The following is a 17,327-nucleotide window of genomic DNA, read 5'->3' as shown; positions in this document are numbered from 1 at the left end:
GCCACGGCCGAGAAGTTCACCCCGCCTTTTTCGATGATCTGCCCGCCGGTCAGCACCCGGCTCCGGCCCCCGCCGCCACTCTCGTAGGTCCAGCGGTCTTCGTGGAAAGTACCGGCCCCGTCGGCGGCTTCAAGCTGTCGGCACAGCCAGTTCTGAAACTGCCGCATCCAGGCTTCTACAGTAGCGCGGGCAGCATACGCGGGAGTTGCTTCGGTAAGCATAGGTAACTCAGATGATATGTTGAAAATCAGTTCGCGTTCCGATGATGTTTCTGCTAGTGCCGGCCCGCCGTCGATAGGCGGGCGTGGAAGCGGGCTTCGGCGGCCTGGCGCAGTCCGCACTGGGCGCAACAGGCCGTGGTCGGCAGGGTGCTGGTGGGCAGGAGCAGCACCGGAATGCGCAGGTGGTAAGCGTTGGTCTGGGTATAGTGCGGGTGGAAGAAGCGGCGGGTCAGGCAGCCGTCGGTGGTAGCCACGACCAGCAGCTGGGCCTCCTGCCCGGCGCAGAACTCGCTCAGGTCTTCGAGGATGTCTTCCTCAGCCCGCAGGTGCACGTCGGCGGAACGCAGGCTGGCGCGGGCCCGCAGCAGAGCCTTTTTCACCGCCGCCAGGCCGGTGCGGGCGGGCGCATGGAACTGCACCAGGTCGAAGTGAGCGGCGGGCGTCCGGCCCAGGTCGGTGAGGCGGGCCAGCTGCCGGGTGTCGAATGAAGTAAAATCAGCCGACACAACGACTTGGCTGGGCAGCTCGTGGTGGCCGGGCGGCACAATCAGTACCGGGCAGCTCACCTTCTCGGGCAGCAGGGTGAAGGGAGTGCCCGCGGCCGTAGCCGTTGCGCAGTCGGCCAGCGTCATGCCCATCACGACCAGCTCGGCCCGGTAGCCGGCTACCAGCACTTCCAGCCCGGCGGGCAGCGTTTCGCCGGCCAGGTGGTAGTGGTAGGCAATGCGCCGCCCGCTCTGCCGGGTCAGCTGCTGATACCGCAGGCGCTCGGCCAGGGCCCGGAGGCGGGCCAGCAGGCCGTTGCGCTCCTCCTGGGTCAGGGCCGCGCCGGCGTTGCCATGCACCAGCACGATTTCGGCGGGCAGGCGCACGGCCAGCTTATTGGCGTAGATCAGCGCATTTTCCGACGCCGCGGTGAAGTCGATGGGAACAAGAATGGTTTGCATGACGGTGGGCGCCGAAGCGCGAAGAAGTAGAAGAAAAGGAAAGAAGCTTAGCGCGACGGGGCCGGGGCCGCCGGCCCGTCGTGGCAGTAGTGCATGGTGGCCGGCTGACCGTTGGCCCCGACCATAATGGTAGCCGCCGGGCTGAGCTGGGGGCTCAGGTACGGAATGCCCAGGCCCAGCCCGCGCAGAATGAACAGCCCGGCCAGCACCGCCGCCATTACCGGCACGGCCCGGCGCATCCGCAGGCGCCACGCGGTCGGCACGAGCTGCCCGGTCAGGGAGAAGACCAGCATCAGCGGCAGCGTACCCAGGCCGAACAGGGCCATGTAGGCCGCCGCGCCCGCTACGCCCGTGGCGCTTAGCGCTCCGGCCAGGGCCAGGTACACCAGCCCGCAGGGCAGCAGACCGTTGAGCAGACCAGTAGCGTAGAGGGCACCCAGGGAAGGCTGCTGGTAGAAATACAGCAGCCGGCGCTTCACCCGGGCCAGCACCACGTCGAGGACGAAGAAGGCGGCGGCGCGGCCCAGCCAGTGCTCCGGCGTCACGACCAGCACCAGAATCAGCGCGCCCGACAGCAGGGACAAACTTTGCTGCCAGCCGGCCAGGCGCAGTCCCTGCCCCAGCACCCCGGTGGCTGCGCCGAGCAGGGAGTAGGTCGTGACGCGGCCCAGGTTGTAGAGTACCCGGCCGGCCACGTAGCGCCAACTCGCCCCTCCCGCACCGGGCAAAGCCAGGGCAATGGCCCCGCACATGCCCACGCAGTGAAAGCCGCCGACCAACCCGAAAAGGAAACCTGCCCAGAGCATTGAGGAAGTGGTGAGACTGCGTTGCGGTGAAGTCGTGAGGGGCATTTGGCTACCACGCTCACAAACTCCTTTATTTTATCGTCAGCTCTTTTTCGACGAAGTACTGCCGGGTGCCGGCGCTGAAATCAAGACGGAGGCGCCAGTAGCCGGGCCGGAGCTTGCGGGTACTCAGGTGCTGCTGCGCCGGCTGCCCGGTGGGCGCGAACGGCAGGCTGAAGTCCAGCTTCTGGTCGGAGGGGCGGAAAAAGCGCAGGGTGCCCTGCACGGTCTGGCCCGCCAGGGAAGCGGGCAGCTCCAGACTCAGCTGCTCATCGGCGGGTACGTACTGCACCTGCACCGGAGCCGGCAGGGCTGCCGTGCGAGCTACCGACTCCATTCGCTGCTGGTAAGCCAGCTCCTGCTGGTAGTAGTCGGGGCTGACCAGGTCCACGCTGATGCGCATGGCCTGCTGCACCATAAAGCCGATGTAGCCGGCAAACAGCACAAAGGCGGCAATGATGGCGTAGGGCCAGATAGTGCGTGGGGAAGTTGTCATGGGAGCAGGAAATGGAGCGGGCGTAGCGGGCACGGACGACAGCGTCCGCGCTACCGGGGTGGGCCCAGGAACTTGGTTTTGGTTTCCGTAATCAGCCGGCCGCGGCTGAACACGCCGATGCGGATCTGCTGATTGGTGGTGCGCAGCGCCGGCTTGGGCAGCTCGGCGAAGAACACGCCCTCGGCCATGCCCTGGGCGGGCAGCCTCAGCGCGTCTTTGCCAACCAGGGAGATGGTGGCGCCGGCCGGCTCCAGCACCCGCAGGGTGATGGGGTACGGGTGGTTGGTTTTGTTGATGACCGACACGTTGTAGAGGTTGGTGATGGTGCCCCGGTCGGTTTTCTGGAACAGCTGCCCGGGCGTGCGCAGCACCGTGGCCTGGACGTTGGAGCGGGAGGCCAGCAGGAACGTGAGGCCCACCAGCAACAGCAGCAGCACGCCGGACAGGGCCTTCACCCGGCCCGTGAGGCGGAAGCGGGTGCCTTCGGCAATGTTGTTTTCCGAGGCGTGGCGGATCAGGCCCCGGGGCTTGCCGATTAGGTCCATGATGTTGTTGCAGACGTCGATGCAGGCGGTGCAGTTGATGCACTCCAGCTGCTGGGGCCCGTTGCGGATGTCGATGCCGGTGGGGCACACCTGCACGCACTGGTGGCAGTCGATACAGTCGCCGGCGGTGCGCGCCTGGTTTTTGCGCAGCTTTTCCCGGGGCTCCCCGCGCGGGTAGTCGTAGGCCACCACGAGGCTGTCCTTGTCGAGCATCACGCCCTGCAGGCGGCCGTAGGGGCAGGCAATGGTGCAGACCTGCTCCCGGAACCGGGCAAACACGGCGTAGAACACGCCCGTGAATACCACCATGCTGGCCAGCCCGCCCAGGTGCTCCCGGGGCGGGGCGGTGACGAGCTCCACCAGGCCGTCGGAGCCGATGATGTAGGCCAGGAAGGTGTTGGCAATCAGAAACGAAATCAGCAGAAACAGCGCGTGCTTGGCCGTTTTCCGCCAGAGCTTGTTCCAGCTCATTTCGGCCCGGTCCAGGGCCTTCTGCTGGGCGGCGTCGCCCTCAAGCCAGTACTCGATGCGGCGGAACACCATTTCCAGAAAGATGGTCTGGGGGCATACCCAGCCGCAGAAAACCCGCCCGTACACCACCGTAAACAGAATCACGAACAGCACGAAGGCCAGGGCCGCGACCAGCAGAATAAAGAAGTCCTGGGGCCAGAAGATCTGGCCGAAGATGATAAACTTCCGGGCCGGCAGGTTCAGCATCAGCACCGGCAGCTCGTTGAGGCGCAGCCAGGGGCCGGCAAACAGCAGCGCCAGCAGGCCGTAGCTGATCCACTTCCGGGCGCGGTACAGCGGTCCGCTGGGCTTTTTCGGATACAGCCACACGCGCTTGCCCGCCGCATCCACCGTGGCGATGGAGTCGCGAAACGCGTCGTCGGGATGATAGGTGGTTACGGGCATCGGGAGAGGTAGCGCAGACGTTGTCGCCAGCGCCGGAATGGTTAGCTGATAGTGTGGGGCAGACTAGACGTCCGCGCTACTTCGCGGCCAGGGGCTTGCTGCCGGCCTCCTTTTCGCCCTGGGGCTCTTTGGCTCCGGCCGGGTTTGAGCCCCGCAGGGACTCGATGTAGGAGGCGACCTGCAGAATCTGCTTGCCGGCGAGCTTGCCCTTCCAGGCCACCATGCCCTTGCTGGTGACGCCGAACTTGATGGTTTTGTAGACGTGGTTGATTTCCCCGCCGTGCAGCCAGTAGTCGTCGGTGAGGTTGGGTCCCACTTTGCCCTCGGCGCTGGCCCCGTGGCAGGGCGCGCAGTTGGTGGCGTAGATGGACTTGCCCGCGCTCAGGTCGGCCGGGCCGGTGAGGGCCGCATAGGTGGTCAGCTTGTTGGGGTCGTCGGCGTCGGCCGAAACCAGCAGGGCCGCCTGCTGCATCTCGGTTTCGTACTCGGCCGTCTGCAGCTGTCCGTTGCCGCCCAGGTGGTAGTAGCCCATATAGGCGAAGGCAAACACGATGGTGGCGTAGAAGCCGTACTTCCACCACGGGGGCAGGTCGTTGTCAAACTCCGAGATGCCGTCGTACTCGTGGCCCAACAGCTCGTCTTTATACTCCCCGGTTACCAGGCGGGCGTCGCCGATAAGCAGCCCGATTACTTTGCCGCTCCACGTTTCCTGCACGGTGGGCATCTCGTAGAGGCGGCGCAGCAGGGGCTTGAGCTTGACCACAATCAGCACGAATACCAGCACGTACACCATCAGCACCAGGGCCAGCGTACTCAGCAGAAACCAGAACAGCAGCATCTGGGCGTCGGGGCCAGCGGGCTTGGCCGGGGCCGCTGGCGTTTGAGCCAGAACCGGACCGGCCGAGAGCAACAACGCCAGCAGGCCGGCGGCTGGGGGGGCTTTTCGAAACCAGGCTAGCATACGGCAGCTTTTTCCTCGGTTGGGGTGGTTGATTGACGGGGGGCCGGCGCTGAGACCGGTCGGCGGGGCCCGCTCAGAGCCATAGAGGCGCCGGTCAGGGCTACCATCAGCAGCACCAGACCCAACAGCGCGCCCAGTAGCCAGAAGATGAAATCCGAACCGGTGGGGCCGGGCTTGGACGTTTGTGCGAAGGCCAGGGTGCTCAGCAGCAGGGCCGGGGCAATTAGCATGAGGCGGGTTAGCATAGCGCGTCGGATTCGAGGTAGGGCTGGGTTTCGTCGTTGCTGAGCAGGGGCAGCTGGCTCATCGCGTGCAGGTGCTGGCGGTTGGCCACCACCACGTAGAGCAGCAAACCCAGGAAGAAGAGAAAGAAGATGGCCAGGGAGATGAGCGGATAGATCTCGATGCCGGCAATGGATTGCAAGACGTTCTTGTGCATGGCGTAGGGTCGCTTGGGGTCTTGGTTATTGGGGTCTTGGTTTTTGGCCAGAGGAGCGAGTCAGGTTTCGGTTGTCCTTCATCCAAGACCCCAGGCCCCTAACCCCCCAGAATCTATTTCACTTTGATGTCGGTGCCCAGGCGCTGGAGGTAGGCAATCAGGGCCACGATTTCCTTGTCGGACTTCACCTCGATTTCCTCTTTCCGCAGCTCCCGCACGATGCCGTCGGCCTGGCGGCGGGCGTCCGCCACGGCCTGCTGGTCGTAGCCTGCGGGGTAGGGCGTGCCCAACTGCTGCAGCACCCGGATCTTCTCGGGCAGCGTGGAGTAGTCGATGTCGTTCTCGAACAGCCAGGGGTAGGGCGGCATGATGGAGCCGGGCGACATGCTGGTGGGGTCAAGCATGTGGTTGTAGTGCCAGGAGTGCGGGTACTTGCTGCCCAACCGGTGCAGGTCGGGGCCGGTGCGCTTGGAGCCCCACAGGAAGGGCCGGTCATACACAAACTCCCCGGCCTTGGAGTACTCGCCGTACCGCTCGGTTTCGGAGCGAAAGGGGCGCACCATCTGGGTGTGGCAGTTCGAGCAGCCTTCCTTGATATAGAGGTCCCGGCCCTGCAGCTCCAGCGAGGTATAGGGCTTGACGGCGGCAATGGTGGGCACGTTCGACTTCACCAGAAAGGTCGGAATCATCTCCACCGCGCCCCCGATCAGGATGGCAACGGTAGCGCCCACAGCCAGCTGCAGGGGGCGGCGCTCCAGCCAGCGGTGCCAGTGTCCGCCCAGGTGCTCTTCCACCAGCTCGGCCGGTACCAGAGCCGGGGCGTGGGCCTTCTCGGCGGCCAGCAGCGTGCCGGCTTTGGCAGTTTTGATGAGGTTGAACATCATCAGAAACACCCCGCTCAGGTAGAGCACCCCGCCGATGCCGCGCAGGTAGTACATGGGCACCAGCTGGAGCACGGTTTCGAGGAAGTTGGCGTACTGCAGCATGCCTTCGCCGTTGAACTGCTTCCACATCAGGCCCTGGGTGAAGCCAGCCCAGTACATGGGCAGGGCGTAGAACAGGATGCCGATGGTGCCCAGCCAGAAGTGGGCGTTGGCCAGCTTGCGCGAGTACAGCCCGGTGCGGTACAGGCGGGGCCACAGCCAGTACAGCATGGCAAAAGTGAGGTAACCGTTCCAGCCCAGGGCGCCGACGTGCACGTGGGCCACAATCCAGTCGGTGAAGTGGGCAATGGCGTTGACGTTCTTCAGGCTCAGCATCGGCCCTTCGAAGGTGGCCATGCCGTAGGCCGTAATGGCCACCACCAGAAACTTGAGCACCGGCTCCTCGCGCACCCGGTCCCAGGCCCCGCGCAGCGTCAGCAGCCCGTTGATCATGCCGCCCCAGCTCGGGGCAATCAGCATCACGGAGAAGGCCACGCCCAGGCTCTGGGCCCAGTCGGGCAGGGCAGTGTACAGCAGGTGGTGGGGGCCGGCCCAGATGTAGATGAAGATCAGGGACCAGAAGTGAATAATGCTCAGGCGGTAGGAATACACCGGCCGGCCGGCGGCCTTGGGCAGGAAGTAGTACATCAGCCCCAGGTAGGGCGTAGTCAGGAAGAAGGCCACAGCATTGTGCCCGTACCACCACTGCACCAGCGCGTCCTGCACCCCGGCGTACAGCGAGTAGCTTTTCATAAAGCTCACCGGCACCGCCATCGAGTTCACGATGTGCAGCACGGCCACCGTGAGGAAGGTGGCAATGTAAAACCAGATGCCCACGTACAGGTGTCGCTCCCGCCGCCGGGCAATGGTGCCGAACATGTTCCAGCCAAACACCACCCACACCAGCGTGATGGCAATGTCGATGGGCCACTCCAGTTCGGCGTACTCCTTGCTGGTGGTGTAGCCCAGGGGCAGGGAAATCAGGGCGCTGAGGATGATGAGCTGCCATCCCCAGAAGTGGATCCGGCTGAGAACCTTGGAGTACATGGCCGCTTTGCACAGGCGCTGCAGCGAGTAGTACACGCCCATGAAGATGCCGTTACCGACGAAGGCGAAAATCACCGCGTTGGTGTGCAGGGGCCGGATGCGGCCGAACGTGGTGACGGCCGTGTTCATGTTGGCTTCCGGCACGGCCAGCTGGAACGCCGCCAGAATGCCGACCAGCATGCCGGCAATGCCCCAGAACACGGTGGCAATGCCGAAGTCGCGGACAATCCGGTTATCGTAGAAAAACTCGTCGACGGCCCGGGAAACACGGCTCTTGACCTGGGGCGGCTCGGGAGCGGCGAGGGGCGGAATGGGGGCGACCTGCATGAGCGAAGAAGTAAGTGTTTTACTGCTTCAAAGGTCCTCCGGCCCGGTTCCGGAACGTATGACCTGCGTCAAGCCCGGACATGATTGATGTCATCCCGCCCCGTGGCGCGGACGACTAAGTCCGCGTTACGGGGCTTCCTCCTCGTCGAACAGCATCCGTACCGAGGGCGTGTACTCGTCGTCGTACTGCCCGCTGCGCACGGCCCAGAGGAAAGCGCCCAGAAACAGCAGGGCCACGAGCAGGCTGATGCAGATCAGCAAAAAGATGATGGTCATAACGGAAGAGGTTAAAGCTGATGCCGGCGCGCCGCCCGTCGCACCAGAACCGTCGCTACCAGCATCACGCTGAGCGAGCTGATGGGCATCAGGATGGCCGACAGGATGGGCGTGAACTGGCCCTGCACGGCCAGGGCCAGCCCGAAGCCGTTGTAGCAGAACGACAGCACGAACGTCGCCAGCACGGCCCGCAGGCAGGACCGGGAAAACGCCAGGAACGTAGCCAGGCGCCCGAACTGTTCGGCGTCCAGGATGGCGTCGCAGGCGGGTGAGAAGTTGGTGAGCGTGTCGGTGAGGGCAATGCCGGCGTCGGCGGCACGCAGGGCCCCGGCATCGTTCAGCCCGTCGCCGACCATGACCACGGTGCGGCCCCGGGCCCGCTCGGCAGCAATGTAGGTCAGCTTGTCAGCCGGCGACTGGTGGAAGCGCAGTTCGGCATCCTCCCCCAACAGCAGCTGCAAACGGGTTTGCTCGGCGTCTGTATCGCCCGACAGCACGGCCAGGCGGTAGCGGCGACCCAGCGCCGCCAGCACCGCGGGCAGGGCCGGGCGGTACACGTTGGCAAAGGTGAAGTAGCCCGCCGGCTCGTCGTTGAATGCTACGTACACCCGGGTTTCGGGGGCTTCGCAGCGCGGACTTTGGAGGCCGCGCGGCTGCGAACCGTTTGACACGCGGGCTACAACCGCAGGGTCGGCAAAGCCAAAGTCCGCGCTACTGCCCGCAAACGCCGCGCCCCCGAGCCGGACGGTGCTGCCATCGGCTGCCGTGGCGCTGATGCCCTGGCCAGGCTGCTCTTCACACTGCATCAGCGTCAGCCTACCAGCCCCCAGCTCGCGGCCCAGGCGCTGGCTGAGCGGATGGGTCGACTGCGCGGCGACGGTGGCAACGAGCTGCTTTTCGGCGGCCGTCAGCGGCCGGCCCTGGTACCGCACGTCCGCCTGCCCGGCATCGGTGAGCGTACCGGTTTTGTCGAAGACGATGGTGTCGGCGCGGCCGAGCGTTTCGACTACGGCGGCGTTTTTCAGGTAGAGCTTGTGGCGGCCCAGCACCCGCAGGGCGGCGCCCAAGGCAAAGGGCGTCGCCAGGGACAGCGCGCAGGGGCAGGCAATGACGAGCACCGAGGTAAAGGCCCGCCACATCATGGCCGGGTCGCGCGGGCCCCAATACACGAGCGTGCCGGCCGCCAGCACCAGTGTCACGGCCACGAAATAGCGGCCCACGCGGTTGGCGTAAGTTTCAAGGCTGCGGTGGCTTTCCTCCTTGGCAAAGGCCGGGTTGTTCCAGAGCTGAGTGAGGTAGCCCTGGCTGACTTCGCGCACCACTTCCAGCTCTACGGCCTCGCCCAGCTGCCGCCCGCCGGCGTACACCAGCTCGCCCGAAGCGCGGGCCACCGGCGTGCTTTCCCCCGACACGAACGAGTAGTCAATCTGCCCGGCCCCGCGCAGCAGCACCGCATCGGCGGGCACCACCTCCTGGTTCCGCACCCGGATGCGGTGGCCTTTCCGCAGCTCCTTCACCGAAATCGACTGCTCGCCTTCGGCTGTGAGGCGGGTTACGGCTACCGGAAAGTAGGACGTGAAGTCGCGGTCGAAGCGCAGCGCGTCGTAGGTGTGCTGCTGCACCCACTTGCCGATCAGCATAAAGAACACCAGCCCGGTGAACGAGTCGAAGTAGCCCGCGCCGCGCCCGGTCAGCACTTCGTAGGAGCTCACGGCAAACAGAGAGGCTAGGCCGAGGCTGATGGGAAAGTCGAGGTTGATGTAGCGCTGCCGCAAACCCTGGCCGGCCGAGCGGAAAAAGCCCCGGGCGCTGAACAGCAGCACCGGCAGAGCCAGCCCGAGGCTCACGTAGCCGAAAAACCGCCCGAACTCCGCTTGCAGATCCTCCACGAACGAGAAGTAGTCGGGCAAGGCCAGCAGCATCACGTTGCCGAACGCAAACGCGGCCAGCCCGAGCTGGTAGTAGAGCGTGCGGGCGGCGCGGTGGGGCTGGGCGCCCAGCTCGGCCAGGGTAATCCGGGGCTCGTAGCCCACCGAGGCCAGCAGCTGCACCACGGCGCGCAGGCTGGTTTCAGTTTGCAGGTAGGTGATAGTGATTTCCTTGCGCAGAAACTGTACCCGGGCCTCCACGATGCCGGGGTTGAGCCGGGGTAGATTTTCCAGCAGCCAGATGCAGGACGTGCAGTGCATCTGGGGCACCATCAGCGTCAGCCGGGCCCGCTCCTCCGACTTAAATGCCAGCAGCTGGTCCTGCACGGTTTCGGAGTTGAGGTAGTCGAAGCGGCCCGGCAGCTCCACGTCCTTGATCTTCAGGCCGGGCTTCTCGTCGAGCTGGTAGTAGGTGCACAGGTTGTTGGCGTCGAGCAGCTCGTACACGGTGCGGCAGCCGGCGCAGCAGAACGGCTTGACATCCAGTAGCAATGGCTTCGGCGGACAATCGTCGCCGCAGTGGGCGCAGGCAACGCGGGTGGCGGGAGAGTCGAGAAAGGCGGGCACGGCAGGCGCGGTATGTTCAGCGGCAAAGCTCCGGCGCCGACGCGCCCGGTCCGATGACCAGAATCAAGGCCGGGGATGATTTATGTTAGCGCGTTTTCCGGCCCGGAGCCCGGACCTTTGTGCCGCACCCCGCGGTAAGCCCGCCGCAACGGCCTCGCTCCCCCGTCTTTATCCGTCATGCGTCAGCTTCTGTCTCTTCTGCTCGTGGCCTCCCTGTTCGTGTGGGCGGGCATGGTGGCGGGCATCTCTTTTCTGGAGGCCCCGCTCAAGTTCACGGCCCCCCACATCACCGTAGCGCTGGGCGTGGGCATCGGCCGCATCGTGTTTCATGCCCTGAACAAAGTGGAAATCGGGCTCTGCGCCCTGGCCATTATCAGCGCCGGCTACCTGCGCGTGCCGCGGCGCGTGGCCCTCGGGCTGGGGCTACTCGGGCTGATTCTGCTTTTGCAGACGTTCTGGCTGTTGCCCGCCCTCGACGTGCGCGCCGAGGCCCTGCTCAGTGGCAATGCCCCGCCGCCGAACTACCAGCACCTGCTTTACATCGTAGCCGATGCCCTGAAGCTGCTTTTGCTGCTTGGCACTGCCACGCTGGCTTACTTCGCCCTTACCCCGTACGCGGAGCCAACCCCGCAAATCAGGCAGGTCGCCTAACCTCTCCTGACTCCTGCGCAGCAACTCCTAGCTCCCCGAACCATGTCCGATATTCAAACCGAAGCCGATATCAAGCTATTAGTCGATACGTTTTACGACAAGGTGAATGCCGATGCCCTGCTGGCGCCGGTGTTTAATGACGTGGCCCACGTCGACTGGCCCGCCCACCTGCCGCGGATGTACGACTTCTGGAGCGGCCTGCTGCTGCACACCACGCGCTACCAGGGCCGGCCGTTTCTCAAGCACATTCCCCTGCCCATCGGCGGCACCCACTTTCAGCGCTGGCTGAGTTTGTTTCTGGCTACGGTAGACGACCTGTTTGCCGGGCCGGTGGCCGAGCTGGCCAAGCTGCGGGCCGGCAGCATCGCCCAGATTTTCGAGGCCCGCCTGCGGCCCAATCCCCTTTCCATTCTTTAACCCCGTTTCCCATGGAAATTGCCCACGGCAGCCTGCTGGCTGGCCCCCACACCCGACCCGAGCAACCCAACCACGTCTTGCTCAAGCGCGAAAACCACCGCGTGCTGCGCAAAAGCTTCGAGCCCGGCCAGGGCATGGCGCCCCACCATGCCCCCCACGACGTGCTCGTGGTGGTTTTGTCCGGCAAGCTGAAAATCACCGTGGCCGGCGACGCCCGGCTATTTCAGGCCGGCGACTACGTAGTGTTCCCGGCCGGTGCCGAGCACGCCCTCTACTGCGAGGAAGCCGCCCAGGCGCTGATTTACCTGTAAGCAGTTGCCCCGGCACCGCCTGCCGGGGGTGTAGGCCAGGTTGTGCCGGACGGGTGAAGATCATCCACCAGCATGAGCTTGCTCATGGCAGCAGCCCGGCGGGAAGGCGAATTTTGCTTCTGCAATCCGAGTCGGCTACGCTGCCGCTCACTGGTTTTTTGCTCACTCTCTTTTCAGCTACCCCGTGAAAGCCCCCACCCTGCTTGTGCTTACCGACTTCTTCCCGGCCGCCGGCCGCGCCCTCGACTACGCTGCCGGCCTGGCCGCGCCCCTGGGTGCCCAGCTGGTGCTGCTGCACGTCCGCCGCGACTCCCTGCTGGACCCCGACGCCCTCACCGGAAAGCTTGCCAATCTGAGTCCGCCCGCCGTGAAGCTGGCCCTCACCCGCCTGACGGAGGATCTGCCCGTGCCGGCAGTGGCGGAAGTAAGCCACGGCCGGGTGCTGCCCGCCGTGCTGGATGCGGTAAGCAGGCTCCAGCCCGCCCTCGTCGTGCTGGGCCGGCCCGACCGCGAAGAGCTGCCCGATGAGCTGACGTCTACCACCGCCCTGGATCTGCTGCAGAACGCGCCCTCGCCCCTGCTGGTCGTACCGCCCTCCCGGTCCGGCAGCTCTGTTCCGCGCCGCCTGCTGCTGGCCGTGGACGGGGAGCCGTTCACCCTGGGCGAGTTTGCCGGCCCGGCCCGCCAGCTGCTCAGCGGTCTGCAGGCCGAGCTGACCGTGCTGCACTGCGCTCCGGAGGCCCGGGATTCCGCGGCCGCCTTGGACGCAGCAACCCAAACAGGGCTGACGGCGGAAATGACAAAAATTCACGTGCTCCAGGTCGTCACCGACAATCCCGCCGACGGCATTCTGACCACCGCCCAAAGCAGCGACTATGATGCCGTGGTGATGCTGGCCCGGCGGCGCAGCGTGCTGGGCCGCCTGTTTCACCGCAGCGTTACGGCCCAGGTACTGCTTCACTGCTCCCTCCCGGTACTGGTGCTGCCGGTGGAATAGCAACTGGGGTGCATTTCTGCCCAAGCAAACAGCTCCCCCAAGGCCGAATCATGGGGGAGCTGTTTGTACTTGTTGGATCAGAGGTTTGGGCGGCCCCGGCGAGGACCATTCGGATAGCTGCACCATTACCCGTGGGCAGGCTGCCACGTGCGAGCGGCCTCGAGCAGCTCGCAGACGGCCGACTCATCGTCGGGCAGGCCCTGCTGCCGCCACAGCTCTACGCCCTGGCGTACCAGCACGCAGGCCGGCAGCCCGGGGGTGCCGAAGCTGCGGACCACGTCGGGGTAGTTGGCTTCGTCGATTTTCAGCACTCGGATAGCCGGTCCAAGCCGTCCCTGCAGGGCACGAATCGAAGCTTGGCTCAGCGTCCCGGGCGAGACTTCGTCCGGGGGCAGCAACGGCACCAGCACCAGCAGCACGGCCGCTTCCGGGGGCATCAGGGTGGAAGATGAAGAAGGGGGCATCAGCGGATAAGTTGAAGAACAGCGTAAAATTACCGTCCCGCCCCGGGCGCCTCCATGAGCATCCTCAAGCCTATCCTTGACATTTGTCAACCACCGCTAACGTGGCTTTTTTGCGGACCTTTGGCCGCCTCCGCACCGCCCAAAGCGGGTCAAGGCCGTAAAATCAGTCCCATCACCACCTGCTTCGCCGGAGCCGCCGCATGTCTCTTAGCCCGTTTACCACCGCCCTCACCGACGTACTCATCACCCAGGCCGCCGAGTTCGTGGGCGTGTATGACGCCACCCGGGGCTGGTTTACGCAGGTGAATCCCGCCGGCGTCCGGCTGCTGGGCTACCCCTCGGAGCAGGCCTTCCTCGACGAGCCGAGCCGCACGCTGCCCACTCCCTCCTTCTCAGCCGACGACTGGGCCGCGCTACGGGAAAGAGCCCGCCGCAGCGGCCGTCAGGAAGTGGAAACCACCATCAGCCGGCCCGAGGCCGAGCCAATTCAAGCCCGCATCGAGCTCATCTACTTTGAAGTTGAGGGCAGACCGTTTTACTTGGTGCGGCTCAGTGAGCAGACCCGCCTGCAGCAGGCCGAGCGGGAGCTGGCCCAGAGTGTGCGCAGGTTCGAGGCTGTGTTTGCCAACGCCACCATCGGCATCATCGTCTGCAACCGGACCGGCGCCATCGTCACGGCCAACCAGATGGCACACCAGCAGTTTGGCTACGCCGAGGGCGAGTTGACCGGGCAGCAGATCGAGGTGCTGGTGCCCATGGGCGGCGGGCCCCACCACGAGAAGCTGCGCGAGTCGTTCAACGAGCGGCCTTCAGTCCGGGCTATGGGCGCCCACCGCGGCGACCTGGAAGCCCGGCGCAAAGACAACTCGGTGTTTCCGGTGGAAGTCAGCCTGAGCTACTTCTACCTCGACCAGGAGTTGTTCGTGGTGTCCTACGTGCTCGACATCACCTACAAGCGCAACGCTGACCTAGCTTTGATTGCCGAGCGGCAGCGGGTAGAGCGCCTCAACGCCGAGCTGGAGCAGAAAGTGGCTGACCGCACCCATGCCCTGCTCAGCACCCTGGAGCAGCTCGAGCAGCGCAAGGATGAGCTGGCCAAGGCGCTGGCCGCCGAGCAGGAGCTGGGCGAGCTGAAGTCGCGCTTCGTGAGCATGGCTTCGCACGAATTCCGCACCCCGCTTACCGCCGTGCTCACCTCCGCCTCGCTCATTGAGAAATACCCCGCCACCGAGCAACAGGACAAGCGCCTGCGCCACCTGGACCGGATCCGGCAATCCGTAAACCACCTGAACGACATCCTGGAAGAGTTTCTGTCGGTGGGCCGCATCGAGGAAGGCAAGGTGGAAGCCCGCCCCGCCCGCCTGAGTTTGCCCGACCTCGTACAGGACACCATTGCCGACGTGCAGGGCCTGCTTAAGCCCGGGCAGACCATTGCCCCCGAAGTCAGCTGCCCCCGGGACCTGTGGCTGGATTCGTCGCTGCTGCGCAAGATTCTGGTAAACCTGCTTTCCAACGCCATCAAGTATTCGGGCGAAAACTCGGTGGTGACGGTGCAGGCCGCCTGCGCCGACGGGCAGCTTCGCCTGCGGGTGCAGGACCAGGGCGTGGGCATTTCCCAGGAAGACCAGGAGCGGCTGTTCGAGCGGTTTTTCCGGGCCCGCAACGTCACCAACGTGCCCGGTACCGGCCTGGGCCTCTACATCATTGCCAAGTACCTGGAGCTGATGCACGGCACCATCGACCTGCAGAGCACGCTGGACGTGGGCACCACCGTCACCTTAACCATTCCCTATGAAGACCATTCTGCTGATTGAGGATAACGACCTGATTCGCGAGAATACCGCCGAAATTCTTGAGCTATCGGGCTACAATGTCATCACCGCCGAAAACGGAAAGATTGGGGTGGAAAAGGCGCTGACCACCCGGCCTGACCTGGTGGTGTGCGACATTATGATGCCGGTGCTCGACGGCTACGGAGTGCTGCACATCTTCAACCAGAACCCGCAGCTGGCCGGGGTGCCGTTTATCTTTCTGACCGCCAAAACCGAGCGCACCGACCTGCGCCGGGGCATGGAGCTGGGCGCCGACGACTACCTCACCAAGCCCTTCGACAGCTCGGAGCTGCTCAGCGCCATTGCCGGTCGCCTCTCCCGCTTCCAGCACCTCAAGCCCGAGTACGACCTGCAGGCCGGGGGGCTGGAGGAATTTCTGACCGATGCCCGCGCCGTGGGCAGCCTCGACAGCCTGACAACTGACCGCAGGCCCCACTCCGTGCCGCGCAGGCAGATTGTCTACGCCGAGGGCGACGAGGCCACCCGCCTGTACTTCGTGCAGGCCGGGCGGGTGAAAACCAGCAAAGCCACCGCCGCGGGCAAGGAGCTGATTACCGGCCTTTACCAAACCGGCGACTTTTTCGGCTACAAGTCCCTGCTCGAAGGCACGCCCCACCACGACACCGCCGTGGCCGTCGAGGATGCCACCCTGCTTTACATTCCGGCCGATGACTTCACCCAGCTGTTGCTGCGCAATCCCGAGGTGAGCCGGCAGTTTGTGCGGCTGCTGGCCGGACGGGTGCGGGAGCAGGAGGAGCTGCTGCTCGATATGGCCTACAATTCCCTGCGCAAGCGCGTGGCCGACACCCTGCTGCGCCTGCACGAGCAGTACCGCCGCCTCTCCCCCGCCGACCCCGGCATCCCGCTTTCCCGTGACGACATGGCCGCCCTGATTGGCACGGCGCCGGAGTCGCTGAGCCGGACCCTGAGCGAGTTCCGGCAGGACGGCATCATCGAGCTCACCCCCAAGCTGATCCGGGTCCTGCAGCCCGAAAAGCTGCGGCGCAGCAACTGGTAGCGACTTACTCGGCGGTAGTGACCTGGGCCGGATAATGGCGGGGAAGGATACCGCCCGCCCAAGCTCGACTGAAGCCTTTTCGGCGGGGCACCGTACCCCTTCCGGTAACCTGACAGCGGCTGACCACCGCTGTCCAGCCAGCCGGAATGATTATGAAAGTCCCGAAAAGCCTATTCTGCCGACTCCGTACCGGCTTCTTCACACCCCGTTTTCTGCTCAGCTTCCTGCTGGCGGCATTTTTCGCGCTGCCGGCCCGGGCCGACATCGTGACTCTTACCGCCGCCGACAACGGCAAGCAGGTGCAGCTCAGGGTCGGCGACCAGCTCGTCGTGCGCCTGCCCACCTCGACGCGGTACGGCTGGCGGGCGGCGCAGGTCTACCCCGGGCAGCTGACGTTCGTGAGCAGCTCTGCCCTGCCCGGCGTGAGCAGCGGCGTACCGGGCGCTCCGGCTACGCACCAGATGCGCTTCCAGGCCATTGGCACCGGCGGCCTGGACCTCACGCTCATTGCCGCCGTGCCCGGGGGCGGGTACTCCCCACTGGGCAGCTACTTCCACGTCTACGTCACCATCGACCAGCCCGGAGTTGCCAAAAACGTGAACATCACCGAGTACGGCAACCACAGCCGGGTTAAGGTAAATCAGGGCGACCAGCTACAGATCAGGCTCAGCACCACCGCCGGCTCGCCCAACGCCTGGGAGGTGATGCCGCTGGAAGACGACATTGTAAAGCTCGTCAGCGGCGCTCCGGCCGCACCAAGCAAAAAGGCCCGGAAGAAAAAAGCCAAAGCTGGCTCGCCCGAGGAAGTCACATTTCAGTTTCAGGCTCTGAAGCCCGGCCAGACCACCGTCCGCTTCCTTTACCGCAGCATAACCGACAACGATGCCCCGCCCGTGCGCGACTTCGAGCTCCAGGTCGAAGTGCCCGAGCCGCCCAAGTAGGGCCGTAGGCAGAGCCCGGGCTTCTCTGCGGCCCGGGTTTCGTGCGCTTCAAATGTCGAGGGTTTCGATCTGGCCTGGAGCCCTCTCTCACGGTATATCCTTCATCCGGCTACCCGTACCAGCTTAGACCCGAGTCGCCGCTACGCCCGCTGTGTTCAGCCAGGCAGTCTGAATACTCAAACCACCATATTTAGTGTTGTATCTTCAGCAAGTGCCTTCTTAGAATACTTTTTTTCGTATCCACATCTTAACCGCCGGT

At 64.9% G+C, this 17,327-nt stretch carries 19 protein-coding genes; 7 read left to right on the top strand and 12 right to left on the bottom strand.

Features of this window, described 5'->3' with window-relative positions; genetic code table 11:
* From LJY25_RS15250 to LJY25_RS15200, 11 genes are all read right to left on the bottom strand, one after another.
* Positions 1–167, bottom strand: a 167-nt coding sequence (locus LJY25_RS15250; RefSeq protein ID WP_394799972.1) for a coproporphyrinogen III oxidase, incomplete at its 3' end; no start/stop codon positions are given.
* A 107-nt stretch (positions 168–274) separates the two neighbouring features.
* The gene (locus LJY25_RS15245; protein WP_227609212.1) at positions 275–1,168 is read right to left on the bottom strand and encodes a universal stress protein; all 894 of its coding nucleotides are present in this window, start codon (positions 1,166–1,168) and stop codon (positions 275–277) included.
* Positions 1,169–1,215: 47 nt separating this feature from the next.
* Positions 1,216–1,974: a sulfite exporter TauE/SafE family protein gene (locus tag LJY25_RS15240; RefSeq protein WP_227609211.1), complete on the bottom strand. Its 759-nt coding sequence runs from the start codon at positions 1,972–1,974 to the stop codon at positions 1,216–1,218.
* 70 nt (positions 1,975–2,044) lie between these two features.
* Positions 2,045–2,509 (bottom strand): FixH family protein, encoded by a 465-nt coding sequence (locus LJY25_RS15235; protein WP_227609210.1) that lies wholly within the window; start codon positions 2,507–2,509, stop codon positions 2,045–2,047.
* A gap of 50 nt (positions 2,510–2,559) precedes the next feature.
* The gene (gene ccoG / locus LJY25_RS15230; RefSeq protein ID WP_227609209.1) at positions 2,560–3,969 is read right to left on the bottom strand and encodes a cytochrome c oxidase accessory protein CcoG; all 1,410 of its coding nucleotides are present in this window, start codon (positions 3,967–3,969) and stop codon (positions 2,560–2,562) included.
* A 76-nt stretch (positions 3,970–4,045) separates the two neighbouring features.
* Entirely contained in the window at positions 4,046–4,930 is an 885-nt protein-coding gene (locus LJY25_RS15225; protein WP_227609208.1) for a cbb3-type cytochrome c oxidase N-terminal domain-containing protein, read from the bottom strand.
* Positions 4,924–5,175 (bottom strand): hypothetical protein, encoded by a 252-nt coding sequence (locus LJY25_RS15220; RefSeq protein ID WP_227609207.1) that lies wholly within the window; start codon positions 5,173–5,175, stop codon positions 4,924–4,926. The genes LJY25_RS15225 and LJY25_RS15220 overlap by 7 nt, the downstream gene beginning before the upstream one ends.
* Positions 5,169–5,369, bottom strand: coding sequence for a hypothetical protein (locus LJY25_RS15215; RefSeq protein WP_227609206.1), 201 nt, complete (start codon positions 5,367–5,369; stop codon positions 5,169–5,171). Before LJY25_RS15215 ends, LJY25_RS15220 begins: the two co-directional genes overlap by 7 nt.
* A gap of 113 nt (positions 5,370–5,482) precedes the next feature.
* Complete coding sequence (ccoN, locus tag LJY25_RS15210; RefSeq protein WP_227609205.1) at positions 5,483–7,666, bottom strand: cytochrome-c oxidase, cbb3-type subunit I; 2,184 nt, start codon at positions 7,664–7,666, stop codon at positions 5,483–5,485.
* Between the two features lie 126 nt (positions 7,667–7,792).
* Positions 7,793–7,942, bottom strand: a complete 150-nt coding sequence (ccoS, locus tag LJY25_RS15205; protein ID WP_227609204.1) for a cbb3-type cytochrome oxidase assembly protein CcoS — start codon at positions 7,940–7,942, stop codon at positions 7,793–7,795.
* An 11-nt stretch (positions 7,943–7,953) separates the two neighbouring features.
* The gene (locus LJY25_RS15200; protein WP_227609203.1) at positions 7,954–10,437 is read right to left on the bottom strand and encodes a heavy metal translocating P-type ATPase; all 2,484 of its coding nucleotides are present in this window, start codon (positions 10,435–10,437) and stop codon (positions 7,954–7,956) included.
* 177 nt (positions 10,438–10,614) lie between these two features.
* Between LJY25_RS15200 and LJY25_RS15195 the strand changes: the two genes are divergently transcribed.
* The 4 genes from LJY25_RS15195 (at position 10,615) to LJY25_RS15180 (ending at position 12,813) form a co-directional block, all read left to right on the top strand.
* Positions 10,615–11,088 (top strand): hypothetical protein, encoded by a 474-nt coding sequence (locus LJY25_RS15195; protein ID WP_227609202.1) that lies wholly within the window; start codon positions 10,615–10,617, stop codon positions 11,086–11,088.
* 42 nt (positions 11,089–11,130) lie between these two features.
* A complete protein-coding gene (locus tag LJY25_RS15190; RefSeq protein ID WP_227609201.1) occupies positions 11,131–11,505 on the top strand; it encodes a group III truncated hemoglobin in 375 nt (124 codons plus the stop codon).
* 11 nt (positions 11,506–11,516) lie between these two features.
* The gene (locus LJY25_RS15185; protein ID WP_227609200.1) at positions 11,517–11,816 is read left to right on the top strand and encodes a cupin domain-containing protein; all 300 of its coding nucleotides are present in this window, start codon (positions 11,517–11,519) and stop codon (positions 11,814–11,816) included.
* 184 nt (positions 11,817–12,000) lie between these two features.
* Positions 12,001–12,813: a universal stress protein gene (locus LJY25_RS15180; protein WP_227609199.1), complete on the top strand. Its 813-nt coding sequence runs from the start codon at positions 12,001–12,003 to the stop codon at positions 12,811–12,813.
* Positions 12,814–12,938: 125 nt separating this feature from the next.
* On the opposite strand, the gene LJY25_RS15175 is transcribed toward LJY25_RS15180, so the two are convergent.
* Entirely contained in the window at positions 12,939–13,277 is a 339-nt protein-coding gene (locus LJY25_RS15175; RefSeq protein WP_227609198.1) for a YbbN family protein, read from the bottom strand.
* Positions 13,278–13,477: 200 nt separating this feature from the next.
* Between LJY25_RS15175 and LJY25_RS15170 the strand changes: the two genes are divergently transcribed.
* The 3 genes from LJY25_RS15170 to LJY25_RS15160 all read left to right on the top strand — a co-directional run bounded on the left by LJY25_RS15170 (position 13,478) and on the right by LJY25_RS15160 (position 17,068).
* Positions 13,478–15,091 (top strand): sensor histidine kinase, encoded by a 1,614-nt coding sequence (locus LJY25_RS15170; RefSeq protein WP_227609197.1) that lies wholly within the window; start codon positions 13,478–13,480, stop codon positions 15,089–15,091.
* Complete coding sequence (locus LJY25_RS15165; protein WP_227609196.1) at positions 15,069–16,127, top strand: response regulator; 1,059 nt, start codon at positions 15,069–15,071, stop codon at positions 16,125–16,127. Before LJY25_RS15170 ends, LJY25_RS15165 begins: the two co-directional genes overlap by 23 nt.
* Positions 16,128–16,279: 152 nt before the next feature.
* Positions 16,280–17,068, top strand: coding sequence for a protease inhibitor I42 family protein (locus LJY25_RS15160; RefSeq protein ID WP_227609195.1), 789 nt, complete (start codon positions 16,280–16,282; stop codon positions 17,066–17,068).
* Positions 17,069–17,327: the final 259 nt, after the last annotated feature.

The sequence above is a fragment of the Hymenobacter translucens genome, from assembly GCF_020685205.1.
Classification (GTDB): Bacteria; Bacteroidota; Bacteroidia; order Cytophagales; family Hymenobacteraceae; genus Hymenobacter; species Hymenobacter translucens.
The sequence above is the reverse complement of the archived record's forward strand: the minus strand, read 5'-3'. Positions and strand labels throughout refer to the sequence as shown.